The following is a 16,748-nucleotide window of genomic DNA, read 5'->3' as shown; positions in this document are numbered from 1 at the left end:
AACCTCAACTTTCCCTGCTCATTATTGTATTAAATTTATGCATAAATAGATAAAGTTGTAGTCTTTATCATCATTGAAATTTTATCAATTGCATTTATGCGAAGTTTCCTAATGACCCACAGGTAAACAAATGTAGAACAGATACAAAGCATAAAACAATCTGAAAGTTGCTGTTTAAGCATAGACTTTCTGATACGTGTCGGCGCCTGACATGCACTGCCGCGCGTTACTTTTTAAGAGTACAAGGAATATATTGCTCAGATTAAACGCATTAGTCCATTAGCGCCTTATAGAAACAAAAAAACTCCGCAGGTTGGTGCGGAGGCCTTAACAAGGCTACCCGTGGCTAAACTTGAATTGGCACGCGTTACTTTGTGAAGAGTTCGAGGGAATTTTTGCTATGCGTAAATAGTGAGATTATTATGGCACTAAATTTTAGACGTAAAAAAACCAGCTCTAGGCTGGTTTTATCACTCTTCAATAGAAGATGGTACCCGTGGCCAGACTTGAACTGGCACGCTTATTCAGCGAGGGATTTTAAATCCCTTGTGTCTACCGATTCCACCACACGGGCAAACTCTTTGATTTTGATGATACGTATTGTCGGTACCAATACTGTTTCAATTTTCAGGAAACTCACCAAATTCTTATTTATGGAGGCGCGACCCGGAGTCGAACCGAGATCGACGGATTTGCAATCCGCAGCATAGCCATTCTGCCATCGCGCCATACTTTAAATTGGAGCGACATATCGGGTTCGAACCGATGACCTATACCTTGGCAAGGTATCGCTCTACCAACTGAGCTAATGTCGCATTTCAATTTAAACCGTAATCAAGCTAGTGCTTAGTATGCTCTCCTTGACTACGAGATGGCATTCTACCGATTAATTACCAAGAGTCAACGCTATAATTATCGATAAAAGACCGTTTGACCACTTATTGATCTCTTCGGTGTTTTAACACTCTATTCAGCCGTCAGATCTTTCCACGCGGCCAAAATATAGCTCATCATCGACCATAAAGTAAGAACTGCCGCAACATAAAACAGTGCGTAGGCGACATTTGTCAGAAATTCATTTGGTTGCCAAATTAACCCAGTAATAGCCACCATTTGCGCTGCCGTTTTATATTTACCAATCCATGAAACAGCAACAGCTCCTCTTTTACCAATTTCAGCCATCCATTCGCGTAATGCTGAAATCACAATCTCGCGGCCAATCATAATTAATGCTGGCAACGTCAGCCAAATGTTGCTGTACTCAGAAATCAATAACACTAAGGCAGTCGTTACCATGATCTTATCTGCAACGGGATCTAGAAACGCACCGAAACGAGTCGACTGCTTTAATTTTCGTGCAGCATAACCATCTAGCGCATCAGTTACCGCTGCTAACCAAAAAACAAATGCCGAAGCAAAAGGAGACCAGGGTTCAGGTATATAAAAAAGCACAACAAAAACAGGTAACAGTAATAACCTGAAAAGTGTTAACGCAATAGGAATGTTAAACGGCATTGTAGGACCTATTAGTCAAAAGCAGCGCCAATCTTGCCTTAATTTTGTTACCCTCGCAATGCATCATGTATCGTTTGTGCCATTTCTAGGCTAATACCGGGTACTTTTACCAATTCAGAGACACTTGCACCTTTGACTTCTTGTAAACCACCAAGATATTGCAGTAATGCTTTGCGCCTTTTCGGACCCACACCAGCAATAGATTCCAACGTTGATGTGTTACGAGTTTTTTGGCGTTTATTTCTATGTCCTGTTATTGCGAATCGATGGGACTCATCACGAATATGCTGAATAAGATGTAAAGCACCTGAATCTGCAGGTAAAGTGAATGACTCTTCGTTCTCACCATAAATCAATGTTTCTAGTCCAGGCTTTCGCCCTTCCCCTTTTGCAACGCCAATCAATGTCGGAGCGTTATCTAGTGCTACGAACTTTTCATCAACCACCTTTTGCGCAATTCTCAACTGGCCAATACCACCGTCAATAAACAAAATATCGGGAACTTTGCCTTTATCAGTCACTTTGTCAAAGCGTCGACTGATGGCTTGTTTCATTGCAGCGTAATCATCTCCTCCGGTGATCCCTGTAATATTATAACGACGATAGTCAGCTTTACTTGGCCCTTCTCTATTAAATACGACACAAGATGCAACTGTACTCTCCCCCATAGTATGGCTAATATCAAAACATTCCATACGCTGGATCTTGTTACTTGCTTCAATAGCTTCTTCTAATAACAAGAAACGCTGCTCAACAGTATTCTTATGTGATAAACGTGTATTAACTGCATTAGTCGCGTTGGTTAGAGCTAAGCGTAGAAAACTGGCGCGCTCTCCTCTAACTTGAGTTTTTATCTCAACTTTCTTGTTCTGTGCCGTTTGTATCGCAGCAGCTAGCTCTTGCTGTTCTGCAAATACTTCACTGATTAGAATTTCTTTGGGTGTTAGACGTTGACTATCCGAGTTCAAATAAAACTGCAACATAAATGCTCGTAAAACTTCGGTGACTTCGGTATTGACCGGTACTTTAGGGTAATAACTGCGGCTACCAAATATTTTACCTTCCCGAATAAACAGTAGATGGAAGCAAGCCACTCCAGAAGCATAATAAGCACCGATCACATCCATATCTCCAGAGGCATTGGATACTTCCTGCTGCTCAGACACTCGACGTAAAGCGGTGATTTGATCACGATATAAAGCAGCTTGTTCATAGGCCATGTCAGTTGCAGCTTGCTCCATTTTTTCAACAAGGACCGACATCACTTGACTATTTTTACCTTTTAAAAATAATGATGCTAACCTAACTTGCTCCTGATAATCCTCGTTACTCACTAGATCCACACAAGGCGCACAGCAACGACCAATTTGATATTGTAAGCAGGGGCGAGAACGAGATTTATAATAAAGATCATCACATTGCCGAATAGGAAAGAGCTTTTGCATAAGGTGCAAGCTTTCCCTAACCGCACCACCATTAGGATATGGACCGAAATATTGGCCTTTATCTCGTTTTGGGCCACGATGATATGCTAACCGAGGATGTTTGTGACTGCTTAGTAGGATATATGGATAAGACTTATCATCTCTAAGCAATACATTGTATTTAGGCATGTACTGCTTGATGTAATCATTTTCTAGAATTAATGCGTCAGTTTCACTATGTGTCACCGTGACATCAATATTAGCAATATGAGACACAAGTGCCTGAGTTTTTACATTACCAAGATTTTTACGAAAGTAAGAAGAAAGCCGCTTTTTCAAATCTTTTGCTTTTCCTACATAAATAACCACACTCTTGGCGTCATACATACGGTATACGCCAGGAGAAGAAGTGACTGTTTTTAGGAAGTTTTCGGCATTAAATTGCTCAGGCATAAAAGATGTCGATTTTGATTAAAATTGTCCCGTATCAAGCATTTTATATCTAATCGCCAAACGAGTCAGCTCAACATCTCCACCGATCCCCAATTTAGCAAATAATCGATAGCGATAGCTGTTTACCGTTTTTGGACTCAAATTGAGTTGTTCAGAGATCTCACTGACCTTTTCACCATTAGTAATCATCAACATGATCTGCAACTCACGCTCAGACAGTGTTTTGAACGGATTCTCTTCTGATTGATTAAACTGGCTTAGTGCCATTTGCTGCGCGATTTCTGGAGATAGATAACGTTGGCCGTGTGCAACTTGGCGAATCGCTTGTAATACTTCAGGGGAAGTTGCGCCTTTAGTTAAATAACCAGAGGCCCCTGCCTGCATAACTTTAGTAGGAAATGGATCTTCTGTATGAATTGTTAACACGATGATTTTGGCATGAGCTTGAAAGCGCAGGATCTTACGCGTAGCTTCCAACCCTCCAATCCCTGGCATATTCATGTCCATTAAAATGACATCGGCTTCATTTTTACGGCACCACTGTACTGCCGTTTCACCGTCACCGGCTTCACCCACGACCTTAATGCCACGCTCGTCTTCAAGGATCCGTCGAATACCGGTTCTGACTAGCTCATGGTCATCAACTAAATATACAGAGATCAAAGTTGCCTTACCTTTTAATGCTTAATTCAACCTCATAAAGTGAAGTTAGAATCAATAATGTTATAAAGGTTAATTTATCGCAAAAAAAGGGATTAAGAAAGATAAATTTGTCTGAAATCAACGAGATTGACTAGAGTTAATACTTTTCAAAATCATTGACTTAGCTAAAAAAGCAAAAAGGCAGCCATAGGCTGCCTTTTCTAAATGTGGCGGAGAGATAGGGATTTGAACCCTAGATGGGCTATAAACCCATGCCGGTTTTCAAGACCGGTGCATTCGACCACTCTGCCATCTCTCCGAGCGATGTAAATACTATGGTTTTTCTCTTATGAAGTAAACCTATTTACCTTAAAAATACCGGTAAATACATAACGACGCTCAATAAGCACACAATTTGGCGGAGGTTTAAACGAAAAACAGCTGATACTAATTATTATGCATCCGCTTTTACATCAGTTATATAACGTTATCTATCAAAGGCAATTAAAAAATGTGCTAGTATCGTGCTACTAAAAATTGCCATACACTTATATGAACTCAAACGTTATTCCTGCTTCAGCGCTTATTCCTCGTTTTACTCTTCCAGCTAAACAGGTTATTACATCTAGTGCAAAAGCAGACTTGCTCGCTCAAGTCCGGACTATTGATGCATTTAATTTACTATGCACCACAGAAAACCAGCACATGTATTTGGCCGAGTATTTTGGCTGCAATCGTAAACGTATCATTGAGTCATTAGTTAAAAATCACGGCCAATTTATAGCGCAAAGTTTGATATTAGATCAACAAGGGCAAACCCATTGGCAAGCAACGACAAATGTCGGCGACACAGTACTTACCAACAAAACACTTAGCCATGGATATTTATCTGGAGCAATTCGCAAATCAGACTTAATTGGTCAATACGATCCTAGTAGCAAAAACTATACAGCTGGATTACTTGCGAGCTGTCATTTGCTGTTTATTTGCGCTGACTCATTGTGGAAGCGCGAAACCTTATGGGATCTGCTCCTCGACATCCTCGATAAGCAAGCATATCAGGCTCACTCAAAACTACCGCTAATCCCGCTAAAATGTAAAATCATCCTGATTGGTTCAAGCCATCAATATGGCAGTTGCTGGTTGGGAGAACCGAGCTTTTCACGTCACTTCCCATTGCTGGGTGAGCTGATTAACGAAATGGATTTATCTGAGCACTCAGTATTGGATTATTGCCACTGGTTAGCAGGGATACTTAACCATATCAAAGTAGAGCTCGACGACGGAGCCTTAACTCTGTTATTACAATTTAGCGCGAAACTTGCAGATCACCAGCAACGCTTAAGTTTAATGAGTACCAATATAGAACATTTGTTAGCTCAAGCTAAAGCATATGGCCAAAGCGAAAAAATATCTGAGCAAACCCTCGCTCACAGCATCAACATGGTAAATCAACGTCATAATGCATCAGAGAGACTATCTGAACAGAATTTTGATGATTTATTTATCAATCTGCCCACTCAGGACGAAATGGTTGGCCAGATAAATGGGTTAACCGTTATTGAAAATGCGGAGTTTAGCTATGGCGAACCAGCACGTATTACCGCTTCCGTCCACTATGGAGACGGTGAAGTTGCCGATATTGAACGCAAATCTGAGTTAGGTGGCAATATTCATGCAAAAGGCATGATGATTTTATCTGCGTGCCTTTACCGTATTTTTGGTAAAGATGCCCCTCTGCATTTAAATGCAAATATTGTATTTGAACAATCTTACCAAGAGATTGACGGAGATAGTGCTTCTTTGGCTGAATATTGCTGTTTAATATCAGCGATTTCAGAAAAACCAATTAACCAAAGCCTTGCCGCTACAGGCGCCATAGACCAATTTGGAAATGTACAGGCTATTGGTGGTGTAAACGAAAAAATCGAAGGTTTCTTTAAACTCTGTAAACGTCGTGGATTAACGGGTCATCAGGGCGTCATAATTCCCTGCTCTAATATGCAACAGCTAAACCTGCATCAAGATGTTATCGATGCTGTCGATGCTGGATTATTTACGTTGTACCAAGTTAAACATATCGATGAAGCAGTAGAGATCTTAATGCAAACACCCGCTGGTAGCCCAGATGAGGATAATCAATTTCCAGATGAATCTCTTTATGGTTTAGTGCAATCACGCTTGGAAAGTCTTGCTGGTTATCAAGACGAAGAACGTAGCCTTTTTGCGAGATTAGTCGATAAATTAAGATTTTCTAGCTGATCGGAGTTGTTTAGCGTACACGTGTTCGCTAACCTTGGCAGCTCAAATTGCTGGAGTATAAAAAATAATGAGTTACGCAAACAGTTTTACTAAAGAAGACCTTGTTGCCTGTGGACTTGGCAAATTATTCGAACCTAATTCTCCGAGATTGCCGAAAGACAATATGTTGATGATCGACCGCGTATTAAAAATTAATGCTGACGGTGGTGAGTTTGGTAAAGGTGAAATTGTTGCAGAGCTAGATATTAACCCAGATCTATGGTTTTTTGACTGTCACTTTGCTGGCGATCCAGTAATGCCAGGTTGTTTAGGCTTAGATGCTATGTGGCAACTTGTTGGATTCTTTCTTGGCTGGGAAGGCGCATTAGGCAAAGGTCGTGCGCTTGGTGTTGGTGAAGTAAAGTTTACCGGTCAAGTCTTACCTGAAGCTAAAAAAGTCACGTACAAACTTACAATTAAGCGTAAAGTATATCGTAAATTGGTTATGGGCATTGCCGATGCGACAATGGAAGTTGACGGCCGTGAAATCTACAGCGCTAAAGATCTTAAAGTCGGGATTTTTACCGATACCACTAGCTTTTAGCCGCTAAAAATATAATAAAATGCCCTCTATATTAGAGGGCAAAAATGCTGCTTTTAACAATTCCGTGATAAAAATACAAAATTAATCAAAGTAGGTGAAAAGTGTTATTTATTAAATAATCCACTCACTCGCCCATCAATGCCTTCACGCCACCCGCCAAGCCACTGTGATTTAGAATCAAGTGTCGAATATGGACAAATCTCCTTCGAACGGCCGCCAATTCCAGCTTGAAAACCTTTAGAAAAAGCTCTATCTAATCGATCTCTTTTCTGTCTTTTCATGCAAGCATCCTCTCTTCAATAACCAAAAGAAGCTATCGCTTCACCTCCATTGATAAAGCTTTTTTGAACAGAGATCAATCACAAAAAACCGACTTTAGCATGCTTGTTTTTTAAGCTATTGAGAATTATTACAAATTTAATTCAAAAAAAATCGAGGCTATTTGCCTCGATTTTTTAAGTTATTGTGCTAGTTATTTAATACGACGTCTAAACCACAATAATGGCAATGCTAAAAGCCATGCAAAGCTCGCTGCGCCCTTGCGTTCATAGTTTTCATCAGTATCGTCATCATCAACAACGGTACAAGCTTCAGCACCTGATGTACTATTAGGCTGCAGAATAACCATTCTCGGTAAGTATGAAGTAACCGGATCGCCATTACCATTTAGCTGAAAGAATGGTTTACCATCATCACCTATCACCAAGTTACCATCGTCATCAAATTTATAAGATGGCTTACGGATGAACGCTGTACCCACAATCGTACCATCTTCATTAATGCTATTTGCTTCAACAACTAAGATGTCACTTTTATAGGTTAGAGTTTTGCCGTCACCGTCAGTCACTTCAACTAGGTTTCTTTCCCAATTACCTTTGTCATTTTGCTTATAGCCTTTAGACTCACACGTTAGTAAGTCATTTAGATTACTAAACTCATCTTTAGGCAAATCATAAAGGAAACCCGCTTTTGGACGTGGCTTTTCTTTATCATGTGTCGTCTCAATATAACCGACAACTTGGCCCAGATTGTTAATATCACGGCCACGACTACTTAAGTCAGACAAATTATCGTAAAAGTCATTAGGAGTAACGAGTGGTGTTTCTGGACTTTTAGTATCAAAATAGAAAAACTTATCACGGCGATAGCCATTGATATACTTATTGTAACTGCCGACTAGAATACCGTTATCATTAATATCATAAGCAATTGATGAATATACATCTCGAGCTTCATCAACATCTACCCAGTTGTATTTATACTCACCAGTAGCAGCATCTTTAGTCCAATATGCAGCATCGTAATAAAGTCTATCTTTATCATTATCTCGATAAACATAAGAACGACCGGCAACTTGACCTTCGTTGTTAATGCCTAAGCCTTGTGCGCTAAAAACTGAATCATTGGTAACTTCAAGACCAAGCGGTAGCATTGTTGCCGTAACCGCTCCTGCATCATATTGCCAAACGTAACCACGGATCTGATATTGAACGTCACTATAGCCATATTGGTTGGGAAACTGTAAATCTTGAATACAGATATTTTGAGGTTTAGTTTCGCTATTATTACTTACACAAGAGTCGATTTTACCGGCACTATTTTCACTAATATCGGTACTGGCATAACCTGTGATTAAACCATTATTATTGACTGATGCGGCGCTAGAAAAACCACCAACGGTAATTGTTTGCTCTTCTGACTCACCTTCTTTATAAACATATTGTGAGTAAGGCGGAAGCAACGCAACCTCGGCATCACTACCAGACTTAACAAAGCCACGCTGTTCATATTCGCGGTAGTACCAGAAATCTTGATCTTCTCGGTCACCCACATAAGGAAGCGTTTGTTCCTTACCTGTCATGGCACCGACTTTAAGCCCACTATCATTAATGTCATAGAAAAAAGTATCGACGGAGTTAACAGCCGATTCATCTTCTGGGAAGGTTGGTGCAGTGGTTCCATTTACACTTTCAAATGTTGGGACCCACGCGTTACCAATAGAGTTAAAGGTGTAATTGTTGGCAATAATTGGAAGATTGACCGAATAAGTAATCGTTTCGGAATCAGCTACGCCATCTTCAATATCAATAACGCCATCGTCTTCTTCAGAAACGGTCAGTTTCTTTTTACCCTTTGCAGCACCAACGGCTTCATTACTGCTGTTAACAGCCATACCATAGCCATTTCGAGTGTTATCTATGGTGCCATTTAAATCATAATCGCCGTTTTGTACATCAGGATAATTATCAATATTGATAATCTCATAAACAGGCGCTGCATGAACGCCTTGAAGTACACTTAAAACACCAACAGCTACTAACGATAGGGCTTTATCCAACTTAAACTTCATTAACTCGCTTCCTATTTATTATTTTTAGCTTACTTCAATGATTCGAGCTCTTCCCATCGCTCAAAGCAACTCTCAAGCTGACTCTCCTTATCGGACAACGCTTTTAAGTTTTCATTCACTATTTTTTGTTCCTGAGCGTAAAAATCAGCAGAACTGACAATAGTCTGTAATTGTTCAAGCTCTTGCTCTAGCTGCTCCATTAGCGCTGGTAGAGACTCTAGTTCTCTTTGCAATTTATAAGAAAGCTTCTTTTCAACTTTCTTTTCAATTGGCTTAGCTACGGGTTTAGCTTCTACAACTGGAGCTTCGACCATCTTATCGCCTTGAGGTTCCTCGGAATAAAAACGAGCACCTTGAGCTACAGCGTCTTGGTAACCACCAACGTATTCGCTCCAGCCACCATTACCAGTAAACCACCAGCTACTTGTTACTGTGTTATCAATAAAGGCACGATCGTGACTAACAAGCAATAAAGTACCTTTATATTCTGCGAGTAACGACTCTAACAACTCTAATGTCTCAATATCAAGGTCGTTTGTTGGTTCGTCGAGAATAATAAGGTTGGCAGGCCTTAGCAATAAGCGCGCAAGCAATAAACGGTTCTTTTCACCACCAGATAATGCTTTTACAGGTGTACGAGCACGCATTGGCGAGAACAAGAAGTCTTGCAAGTAACTTAAAATATGACGGTCTTGACCGTTAATAGTAACGGTTTTCTTCCCTTCACCTACGTTATCTTCGACCGTTTTTTCTGGATCTAGCGCTTCGCGATACTGGTCAAAGTAAGCAATTTCAAGCTTAGTACCAACTTTTACATGACCTGATTGAGCTTCAAGCTGACCAATAAGTAATTTAACTAATGTTGATTTACCACAACCGTTAGGACCAATCAGTGCAATACGGTCACCACGAATAACAGTTGAACTGAAATTCTTAACCAAATTCTTTTCAGGTAGGTTGTATTCAAGATTTTCGATATCGAAGACCAATTTACCTGATCGCTCTGTATCAGCAACTGCCATTTTGGCGCCGCCCTGACGATTAAGACGGGCCATACGTTCAACACGTAGATCTTTTAGAGCACGAACACGCCCTTCATTACGAGTACGACGAGCCTTAACTCCTTGGCGGATCCAAGCTTCTTCTTCTGCCAATTTTTTATCAAAATGGGCATTCTGCTCGGCTTCAACACGCAACCACTCCGCTTTTCCATCTAGATATGTTTGATAATTACCAGGCCAAGAAGTCACTACGCCACGATCTAAATCAACAATTCTTGTTGCCATGCGTTGAATAAAGCCACGGTCGTGACTGACAAACACAATAGCGCCGCGGTAACTCAATAAGAACTGCTCTAACCATTCAATTGTATCGATGTCTAAATGGTTTGTTGGCTCATCAAGAAGCAATAAGTCAGGATCACTCACCAAAGAACGTGCTAACGCTACTTTACGCTGCCAACCACCCGATAACTCAGATAGTGGAGCATCTGCATCTAAACCAAGTAACTCACAGTTTTGACTAATTCTATTGTCTAGCTGCCAACCGTTTAAATGGTCGATGTCTTCTTGCAGACGTTCCATTTGTTTTAGCATACGCTCCATATCATCTGCAGAGGCTGTCGCTAAATCATGAGAAAGCTGATGATAACGTTCTAATTTTTCACCAACATCTTTTAGGCCTGCTGCAATATACGCATACACAGTGCCTTTTTCTGCTTTTGGTGGGTCTTGTTGTAAACGGCTAACTTTGACGTCAGTTGCGATGTTAAACTCGCCTTCATCAAGCAGAACATCACCACTTAGCACTTTCATTAAACTAGACTTACCAGCGCCATTACGGCCCACAATACAAACACGCTCACCTGGTTCAATTGTAAAATCGGCGTTTTGCAATAAAGGGGTGTAACCGTAGGCTAAAGAGCCGTTATTAATACGTACGAGACTCAACTTACGCTCCTAAAAATCTGACTAATGCTTCGAGATCAAACGGCCAACCTAGCTCTTTTTCAGTATTAGCTATTTTGACCACAGGAATACGAATACCGTATTGCTCTGCTAGGGTAAGATCATCACAAATATCTACCATGCTATAAGCAACATTCGCTTGCTCAAGCAGCTCAGCCGCAAGCTCACACAAATGGCAAGCATCTGTGTGAAACAATACAACAGAGGTATTACTTGGCATGAGTAATCAACCAAGTGTTATGAATATGCGGATTGCGCTTGTAATCTAAAGGCAATGTTTGATTATCAATATTTTTAACAACCATTCCTTGCGCTTCAAGCTGCTCAACTTCCATCTTAAACTTACGTTTATTGTTAGAGAAAATGATCTCTCCACCTGGATTTAGTAGCTTAAATACATCACTCAACATATCTACGTGATCACGTAACACATCGAATGAATCTTCCATACGCTTAGAGTTTGAGAAGGTTGGCGGATCAATAAAAATCAGATCAAACCTATCGTGAGTGCGCTTCATCCACTGTAAGCAGTTAGCTTGAACGAATTGATACTTATCGCTATTTAAACCATTTAACGCAAAGTTCTCTTTTGCCCAATCGATATAAGTATTTGACATATCAACGGTTGTTACCGATGTCGCTCCGCCTAATGCCGCATGTACTGATGCAGAACCTGTGTATGAGAACAAGTTACAGACACTACGACCTTTTGACTTTTCACCCACTAACTTACGCGTTAAACGGTGATCTAAGAACAAACCAGTATCTAAATACTCTTTAAGGTTTAACTTAAACTTTGCACCATATTCAGTTGTGATGAGCTCAAGTTTGCTCGCAGCCAATTTCTCATACTGATTTGTCCCCTTTTTACGCTCGCGGGTTTTTAAAATAATATGATTTGGATCGATACCAATTGCACTAGGTAAAGAGATCAACACGTCGGTAAGACGACGTTTAGTCACGGCTTCAGGTATTTGAGAAGGCGCTGAATATTCCTGAATAACTACGTAATCAAGATACTTATCAACAGCAACGTTATACTCAGGTAAGTCAGCATCATATAAACGGTAGCTATCTACACCTTCTTTCTTCGCCCACTTCTCTAATTGTTTGAAATTCTTTTTAATACGGTTAGCAAACGGAACTGCTATATCGCTAACATCACCTTCTATCTTAATATTCGCAGGATCAACACGACGAGTATTTTCAGCATGAACAGTATATAGATTAAACGCACACTCTAACGCGCCATTATTCATCTTCATCTGCTTGTCAGCCTTAAGTTTCAGTGCCGATAACAGCTCTACATCACTATTTAAAATAGCAATGCTCCAGCCGCCAAATTCAGCCTTAAACTTATCACCTAACTGATAATAAAGTTGCAGTAATGAGGTTACATTACCTAAACGCTCGCCGTATGGCGGGTTAGAGATCAAAAAACCTGACTCAACTGGCGCTTCAATATTCAGTGCATTACAAACATTGAAATCAATCAATTCTAATACGCCAGCATTCTCTGCATTGCGCTTAGCTAAAGCAACTAAACGAGAGTCAATGTCTGAACCGAAGAATTTAATTTCACAACGAGTCTTACCGATAGACGCACGGGCACGGGCTTCATTTAAAAGCTCTTCCCACACTTTTTTGTTGTGCGGTAACCAGTGGTCAAAACCATAACGTTCGCGGTGAATACCTGGCGCCATATCACAAGCCATCATAGCGGCTTCAATCAAAATTGTGCCACTACCACAGAAAGGATCAAGTAAATCAACTTTCTCTGCTTGCCAGCCACTACGTACTAGCATATTCGCTGCTAAGTTTTCTTTAAGTGGAGCTTCACCGGTCGTAGAACGATAGCCACGCTTGTGCAGCGCTGGGCCAGAGAAGTTAAAACCAATAGTTATTTCGCCGCGTCTAAAATGTGCATCGATTCTAAAATCAGCGTCAACTCTTTCTACATTTGGACGACTAAAGTCATCATCACGAAAGCGGTCAACGATTGCATCTTTAATTTTTAATGCACCAAATTGAGTGTTTTTAATAAAACCACCCAAGCCATGGAAGTCGATGCTAAACGTGCTGCGATTTGAAAACTGCATCTGCCAGTCAATACCATAAGCCGCATTATACAACTGCTCAGGAGACTCACATGGACCTTTATAAATGACAAAAATGATTCTGCTCGCCAAGCGCGACCAAAGCGTAATACGATATCCCAGCTCTAAAGAAGCAGAAAAATAAACACCAGCAACGCTCTCTTTAATTTCAGAAGCGCCAAGCTCTGCTAGTTCAAGTGATAACGCGTATTCATAGCCCCGAGGAGCTGCAGCAAAAAAATTTAACATTGATTAGTCGACACACAGTAAAAATTAGTTGGACATTATACCTGTAAGCGCTACTAAATGATAAAAGTTATTAGCTAAAGCAAGATTTAATCGCTGCAATCAGCGAGTAGTATTGTCTGAAAACTTAAATCTATCGTTTCTATCCCCTCAATATTTTCGCTATCGACCATTTTATATACTCTTTGTTGTTTTCAGTTCGCCCCTTATATACGACAAATTGCATACGTCACACTTAAATGTACTCGGGCGGGTTAAACAACAAAAGCTAATTGCTACAGTTTGTTACTATTGATATTGCTTTATTGATCAACGACAAAAAATCGATAAAAATCACCACCACATGAAAGTAACAATAAAAACATCCATGCAACACTGGTTGCTGATATTTATAGTGAGTAGATTAATGAACAAACTTGTACCCGTTTTTCTTTGCCTAGGCTTAACTGCATGTGGCGGTAGTAACGACGATTCAAATAGCACCGTGACTCCTCCACCACTAGTACCACCAAGTCTTAAAGCAGATGTGTGTTATCAAATGTCTACAAGTATGGGGAATATTACACTTGCAATCGATCTCACCAATGTTCCCGTAACAGGTAATAATTTTATAGATTATGTCGAGAGTGACTTTTACAACGGAACGCTATTTCACCGAAGTGTTAATAACTTTGTTGTGCAAGGCGGCGGTTACACTTCAGGGTTAGTTGCCAAGCTAGGAAATGCACCAATAGTTAATGAAGCGAATATAGGGCTAAGTAACAAGCGCGGCACCATAGCAATGGCACGAACCAGTGCTCCGGACTCTGCAACGTCGCAGTTTTTTATCAATATACTCGATAATCCACAACTTGATGCATCAAGTTCTAACCATGGTTATGCCGTTTTCGGTGAAGTGACTTCAGGCATGGAAGTTGTAGACCAAATAAGCGTCGTTAGCACCAATAGCAGTGATGTCCCTTTGACTGAGATTTTAATTAGTTCTGTGACGGAAACTAACTGCTCTAATTAACCTTAAATGGACGCTATAAAAAGCATAGTACATGGCGTCCATCTTATCGTTAACTGATCAATAAAAATTTGCCACCCTAAAAACGATTAGCCTTTACCTAAAAAATATTATGAAATATTCGTTATAAGACATCAAAATTAAGCAGGAAGAACTTCAACACCAAGTACGGATATGATCACCAATGCAATATTTAAGCATATAAAATTTTTAGCGGAGGTAGTTAACTTAGCATCTTAGCTAATTTTAAATTAACAATATAAAGTCAGTATAGGGGGGAGTAGCCAATTCGTCCTTTCGGGAGTGAAGATATTAATCAAGATTTAACAATGCACTTTAAATAAAAATTAGACTAAGCAGAGTCGCTCCTCTAGCCTATATAACTTTCATTCTGAAGGCATAAAAATGAAGAGCTAGTTACTGGGCTAGCGAATTAAATACCCTCCAAAAAATTTAAGCGGCATTAACTTGACGTAAAGACGGAGATAATGGTGCTAGCCTATCATGCATAACTTTAATCGTTTCAAATTGCAGTAACGATTTAGAATCAGTTAAACGACACTCTGCTGACATAATCATCATTAACGAGGCTTGCAACCCCGACTCTATCACCATAGCCAAGACAGTATGCTCATTAGTGGTTAGCTGAAATAACTTACCAACTTCGCTATAAACACACTGATGTGACACATTAAAGAACCAAGATTTTGGCATCTGAGGTTTTAATAAAAAATGAGCAGCGGTAGCGTTAAGCGCTATTTGCACCAAGAGGGCATCATTTAAAGATAAGGACTTTGATAAACGGTCAACCAAATCAATATAAAATTTAGCGTGTTCAACGCTAAACTCTGTTGTTTTTTTGGCATCAGGTATTAGAGACTTAAATTTATAAGGTGATAAGAACTCCATATCATCCCCTAACGAAACACTGAGTACTTGGTGTGTTTCATTATAGCCCCATTGCCAATCCCTTTTTGGCATTAATAACATAACGTTTACCTTTATTTAGATACAATTGGATAATAGATGATTATTTCATCAATATCAAAATAAATTTTATTCGAAATGAAATGTATTTGTTAAATAAAAAACGATCATCCCGATCTAAAATAGATCTGAATGATCGTTTTACGATCTAATAAACAATATTAGATCTAAATACCTTTATTTAATTCGATATGCTTCAACGATATCTTTAATTAACTGAGGTCCTTGATAAATAAAACCAGTATAAATTTGAAGCATTTCTGCACCAGCGTCTAATTTATCTAAAGCATCTTCAGCAGAGTTAATACCACCTACACCAATAATCGGCAACTTACCTTTTAGACAGTCTGCTAGTTGTTTAATCACTACAGTAGACAATGAATTCAATGGTTTACCACTCAATCCGCCCGCTTCATTAGCATTTAACAATCCACTTACTCCGTCGCGAGTCAGTGTTGTATTAGTTGCAATCGCCGCATCAAAGTTGCTTTTAATCAGCGCTTCTGCAATCTTTTCAATCTCTTCACTTGATAAATCAGGTGCAATTTTCAAAGCAATTGGTACGTATTTACCATGTTTTTCAGCAAGCTCTGTTTGTTTTTGCTTAAGAGAACCAAGAAGATCGTCTAGTAGATCTCCGTATTGAAGCGATCTAAGACCTGGGGTGTTAGGCGATGAAATGTTAACAGCAATATAAGCCGCATATTGATAAACCTTATCCATACAAATAAGGTAATCTTCTTTGCCCTGCTCTACTGGCGTATCTTTATTCTTACCAATATTCACACCAACCATAGCATTTGTTTTAACAGCTTTTAGGTTTTCAACAAGGTTATCGACGCCTTTATTGTTAAAGCCCATGCGATTAATAATTGCTTTTGCGGGTTTGAGTCTAAAACATCGAGGTTGTTCATTACCAGGCTGTGGACGCGGTGTTACTGTACCGACTTCAATATGGCCAAAACCCATAGCATGAAATGCGTCGATACACTCACCGTCTTTATCCATCCCAGCAGCAAGGCCTACAGGGTTTGGAAATGTCAGTCCCATCATAGTAACGGGAGCTGGCTTAATATTTTGCGCATAAAAGCAATTTAGAGGCGAATTACCAGTAGATTTTAAACTGCTCATAGCAAAATTATGCGCTAGTTCTGGATCCATCTGAAACATGAACTTTTGTGCGATTTTATAAAACATGCTTTCTCCTAGACCGA

13 protein-coding genes and 4 tRNA genes are annotated in these 16,748 nt (G+C 39.8%); 3 read left to right on the top strand and 14 right to left on the bottom strand.

The features are described from left to right. Positions 1–488: 488 nt before the first annotated feature. The 7 genes from L2747_RS07745 to L2747_RS07715 all read right to left on the bottom strand — a co-directional run bounded on the left by L2747_RS07745 (position 489) and on the right by L2747_RS07715 (position 4,353). Positions 489–574: transfer RNA gene (locus L2747_RS07745), tRNA-Leu, on the bottom strand. A gap of 80 nt (positions 575–654) precedes the next feature. Beyond that, positions 655–728, bottom strand: a tRNA-Cys gene (locus L2747_RS07740). 11 nt (positions 729–739) lie between these two features. Next, positions 740–815, bottom strand: a tRNA-Gly gene (locus L2747_RS07735). A 151-nt stretch (positions 816–966) separates the two neighbouring features. Continuing rightward, the gene (pgsA, locus tag L2747_RS07730; protein ID WP_248998493.1) at positions 967–1,515 is read right to left on the bottom strand and encodes a CDP-diacylglycerol--glycerol-3-phosphate 3-phosphatidyltransferase; all 549 of its coding nucleotides are present in this window, start codon (positions 1,513–1,515) and stop codon (positions 967–969) included. Between the two features lie 47 nt (positions 1,516–1,562). Continuing rightward, positions 1,563–3,392 carry an excinuclease ABC subunit UvrC gene (gene uvrC, locus L2747_RS07725; protein WP_248998492.1) on the bottom strand — a complete coding sequence of 610 codons (1,830 nt, stop codon included), beginning with the start codon at positions 3,390–3,392 and terminating at the stop codon, positions 1,563–1,565. A gap of 18 nt (positions 3,393–3,410) precedes the next feature. Continuing rightward, on the bottom strand, positions 3,411–4,055 hold the full coding sequence (gene uvrY / locus L2747_RS07720; RefSeq protein ID WP_248948097.1) for a UvrY/SirA/GacA family response regulator transcription factor: 645 nt from the start codon (positions 4,053–4,055) through the stop codon (positions 3,411–3,413). Between the two features lie 207 nt (positions 4,056–4,262). Then, a tRNA-Ser gene (locus L2747_RS07715) sits at positions 4,263–4,353 on the bottom strand. A gap of 233 nt (positions 4,354–4,586) precedes the next feature. Here L2747_RS07715 and L2747_RS07710 point away from each other — a divergent pair. After that, positions 4,587–6,296, top strand: coding sequence for a S16 family serine protease (locus L2747_RS07710; protein ID WP_248998491.1), 1,710 nt, complete (start codon positions 4,587–4,589; stop codon positions 6,294–6,296). Between the two features lie 67 nt (positions 6,297–6,363). Next, positions 6,364–6,879, top strand: a complete 516-nt coding sequence (gene fabA, locus L2747_RS07705; protein WP_220781851.1) for a bifunctional 3-hydroxydecanoyl-ACP dehydratase/trans-2-decenoyl-ACP isomerase — start codon at positions 6,364–6,366, stop codon at positions 6,877–6,879. A gap of 104 nt (positions 6,880–6,983) precedes the next feature. Here the strand turns inward: fabA and rmf are convergent, their stop codons facing one another. From rmf to rlmKL, 5 genes are all read right to left on the bottom strand, one after another. Further along, on the bottom strand, positions 6,984–7,160 hold the full coding sequence (gene rmf, locus L2747_RS07700) for a ribosome modulation factor (RefSeq protein ID WP_220781850.1): 177 nt from the start codon (positions 7,158–7,160) through the stop codon (positions 6,984–6,986). A gap of 191 nt (positions 7,161–7,351) precedes the next feature. Further along, the gene (locus L2747_RS07695) at positions 7,352–9,229 is read right to left on the bottom strand and encodes a DUF3466 family protein (protein WP_248998490.1); all 1,878 of its coding nucleotides are present in this window, start codon (positions 9,227–9,229) and stop codon (positions 7,352–7,354) included. A gap of 29 nt (positions 9,230–9,258) precedes the next feature. Then, complete coding sequence (locus tag L2747_RS07690) at positions 9,259–11,178, bottom strand: ABC transporter ATP-binding protein (protein ID WP_248998489.1); 1,920 nt, start codon at positions 11,176–11,178, stop codon at positions 9,259–9,261. Position 11,179: 1 nt separating this feature from the next. Then, the gene (locus L2747_RS07685; RefSeq protein WP_248998488.1) at positions 11,180–11,416 is read right to left on the bottom strand and encodes a glutaredoxin family protein; all 237 of its coding nucleotides are present in this window, start codon (positions 11,414–11,416) and stop codon (positions 11,180–11,182) included. Next, a complete protein-coding gene (gene rlmKL / locus L2747_RS07680; RefSeq protein WP_248998487.1) occupies positions 11,406–13,541 on the bottom strand; it encodes a bifunctional 23S rRNA (guanine(2069)-N(7))-methyltransferase RlmK/23S rRNA (guanine(2445)-N(2))-methyltransferase RlmL in 2,136 nt (711 codons plus the stop codon). Before rlmKL ends, L2747_RS07685 begins: the two co-directional genes overlap by 11 nt. A gap of 403 nt (positions 13,542–13,944) precedes the next feature. Here rlmKL and L2747_RS07675 point away from each other — a divergent pair, with 403 nt between their 5' ends. Next, positions 13,945–14,550, top strand: a complete 606-nt coding sequence (locus L2747_RS07675) for a peptidylprolyl isomerase (protein ID WP_248998486.1) — start codon at positions 13,945–13,947, stop codon at positions 14,548–14,550. 450 nt (positions 14,551–15,000) lie between these two features. Here the strand turns inward: L2747_RS07675 and L2747_RS07670 are convergent, their stop codons facing one another. After that, complete coding sequence (locus tag L2747_RS07670; RefSeq protein ID WP_248998485.1) at positions 15,001–15,537, bottom strand: cell division protein ZapC; 537 nt, start codon at positions 15,535–15,537, stop codon at positions 15,001–15,003. Positions 15,538–15,711: 174 nt separating this feature from the next. Continuing rightward, positions 15,712–16,731, bottom strand: coding sequence for a quinone-dependent dihydroorotate dehydrogenase (gene pyrD, locus L2747_RS07665; RefSeq protein ID WP_248998484.1), 1,020 nt, complete (start codon positions 16,729–16,731; stop codon positions 15,712–15,714). Positions 16,732–16,748 lie beyond the last annotated feature (17 nt).

This window comes from Shewanella marinintestina (assembly GCF_023283845.1).
Classification (GTDB): domain Bacteria; phylum Pseudomonadota; class Gammaproteobacteria; order Enterobacterales; family Shewanellaceae; genus Shewanella; species Shewanella marinintestina.
Note: the sequence above shows the minus strand (reverse complement) of the source record. Positions and strands in the feature narration are given on the sequence as shown.

What these genes read in the sequence shown, in the direction of transcription:
- pgsA (WP_248998493.1), bottom strand. Translation starts at nt 1,515, where the DNA reads ATGCCGTTTAACATTCCTATTGCGTTAACACTTTTCAGGTTATTACTG.
- uvrC (WP_248998492.1), bottom strand. Translation starts at nt 3,392, where the DNA reads ATGCCTGAGCAATTTAATGCCGAAAACTTCCTAAAAACAGTCACTTCT.
- L2747_RS07710 (WP_248998491.1), top strand. Translation starts at nt 4,587, where the DNA reads ATGAACTCAAACGTTATTCCTGCTTCAGCGCTTATTCCTCGTTTTACT.
- fabA (WP_220781851.1), top strand. Translation starts at nt 6,364, where the DNA reads ATGAGTTACGCAAACAGTTTTACTAAAGAAGACCTTGTTGCCTGTGGA.
- rmf (WP_220781850.1), bottom strand. Translation starts at nt 7,160, where the DNA reads ATGAAAAGACAGAAAAGAGATCGATTAGATAGAGCTTTTTCTAAAGGT.
- L2747_RS07695 (WP_248998490.1), bottom strand. Translation starts at nt 9,229, where the DNA reads ATGAAGTTTAAGTTGGATAAAGCCCTATCGTTAGTAGCTGTTGGTGTT.
- L2747_RS07685 (WP_248998488.1), bottom strand. Translation starts at nt 11,416, where the DNA reads ATGCCAAGTAATACCTCTGTTGTATTGTTTCACACAGATGCTTGCCAT.
- rlmKL (WP_248998487.1), bottom strand. Translation starts at nt 13,541, where the DNA reads ATGTTAAATTTTTTTGCTGCAGCTCCTCGGGGCTATGAATACGCGTTA.
- L2747_RS07675 (WP_248998486.1), top strand. Translation starts at nt 13,945, where the DNA reads ATGAACAAACTTGTACCCGTTTTTCTTTGCCTAGGCTTAACTGCATGT.
- L2747_RS07670 (WP_248998485.1), bottom strand. Translation starts at nt 15,537, where the DNA reads ATGTTATTAATGCCAAAAAGGGATTGGCAATGGGGCTATAATGAAACA.
- pyrD (WP_248998484.1), bottom strand. Translation starts at nt 16,731, where the DNA reads ATGTTTTATAAAATCGCACAAAAGTTCATGTTTCAGATGGATCCAGAA.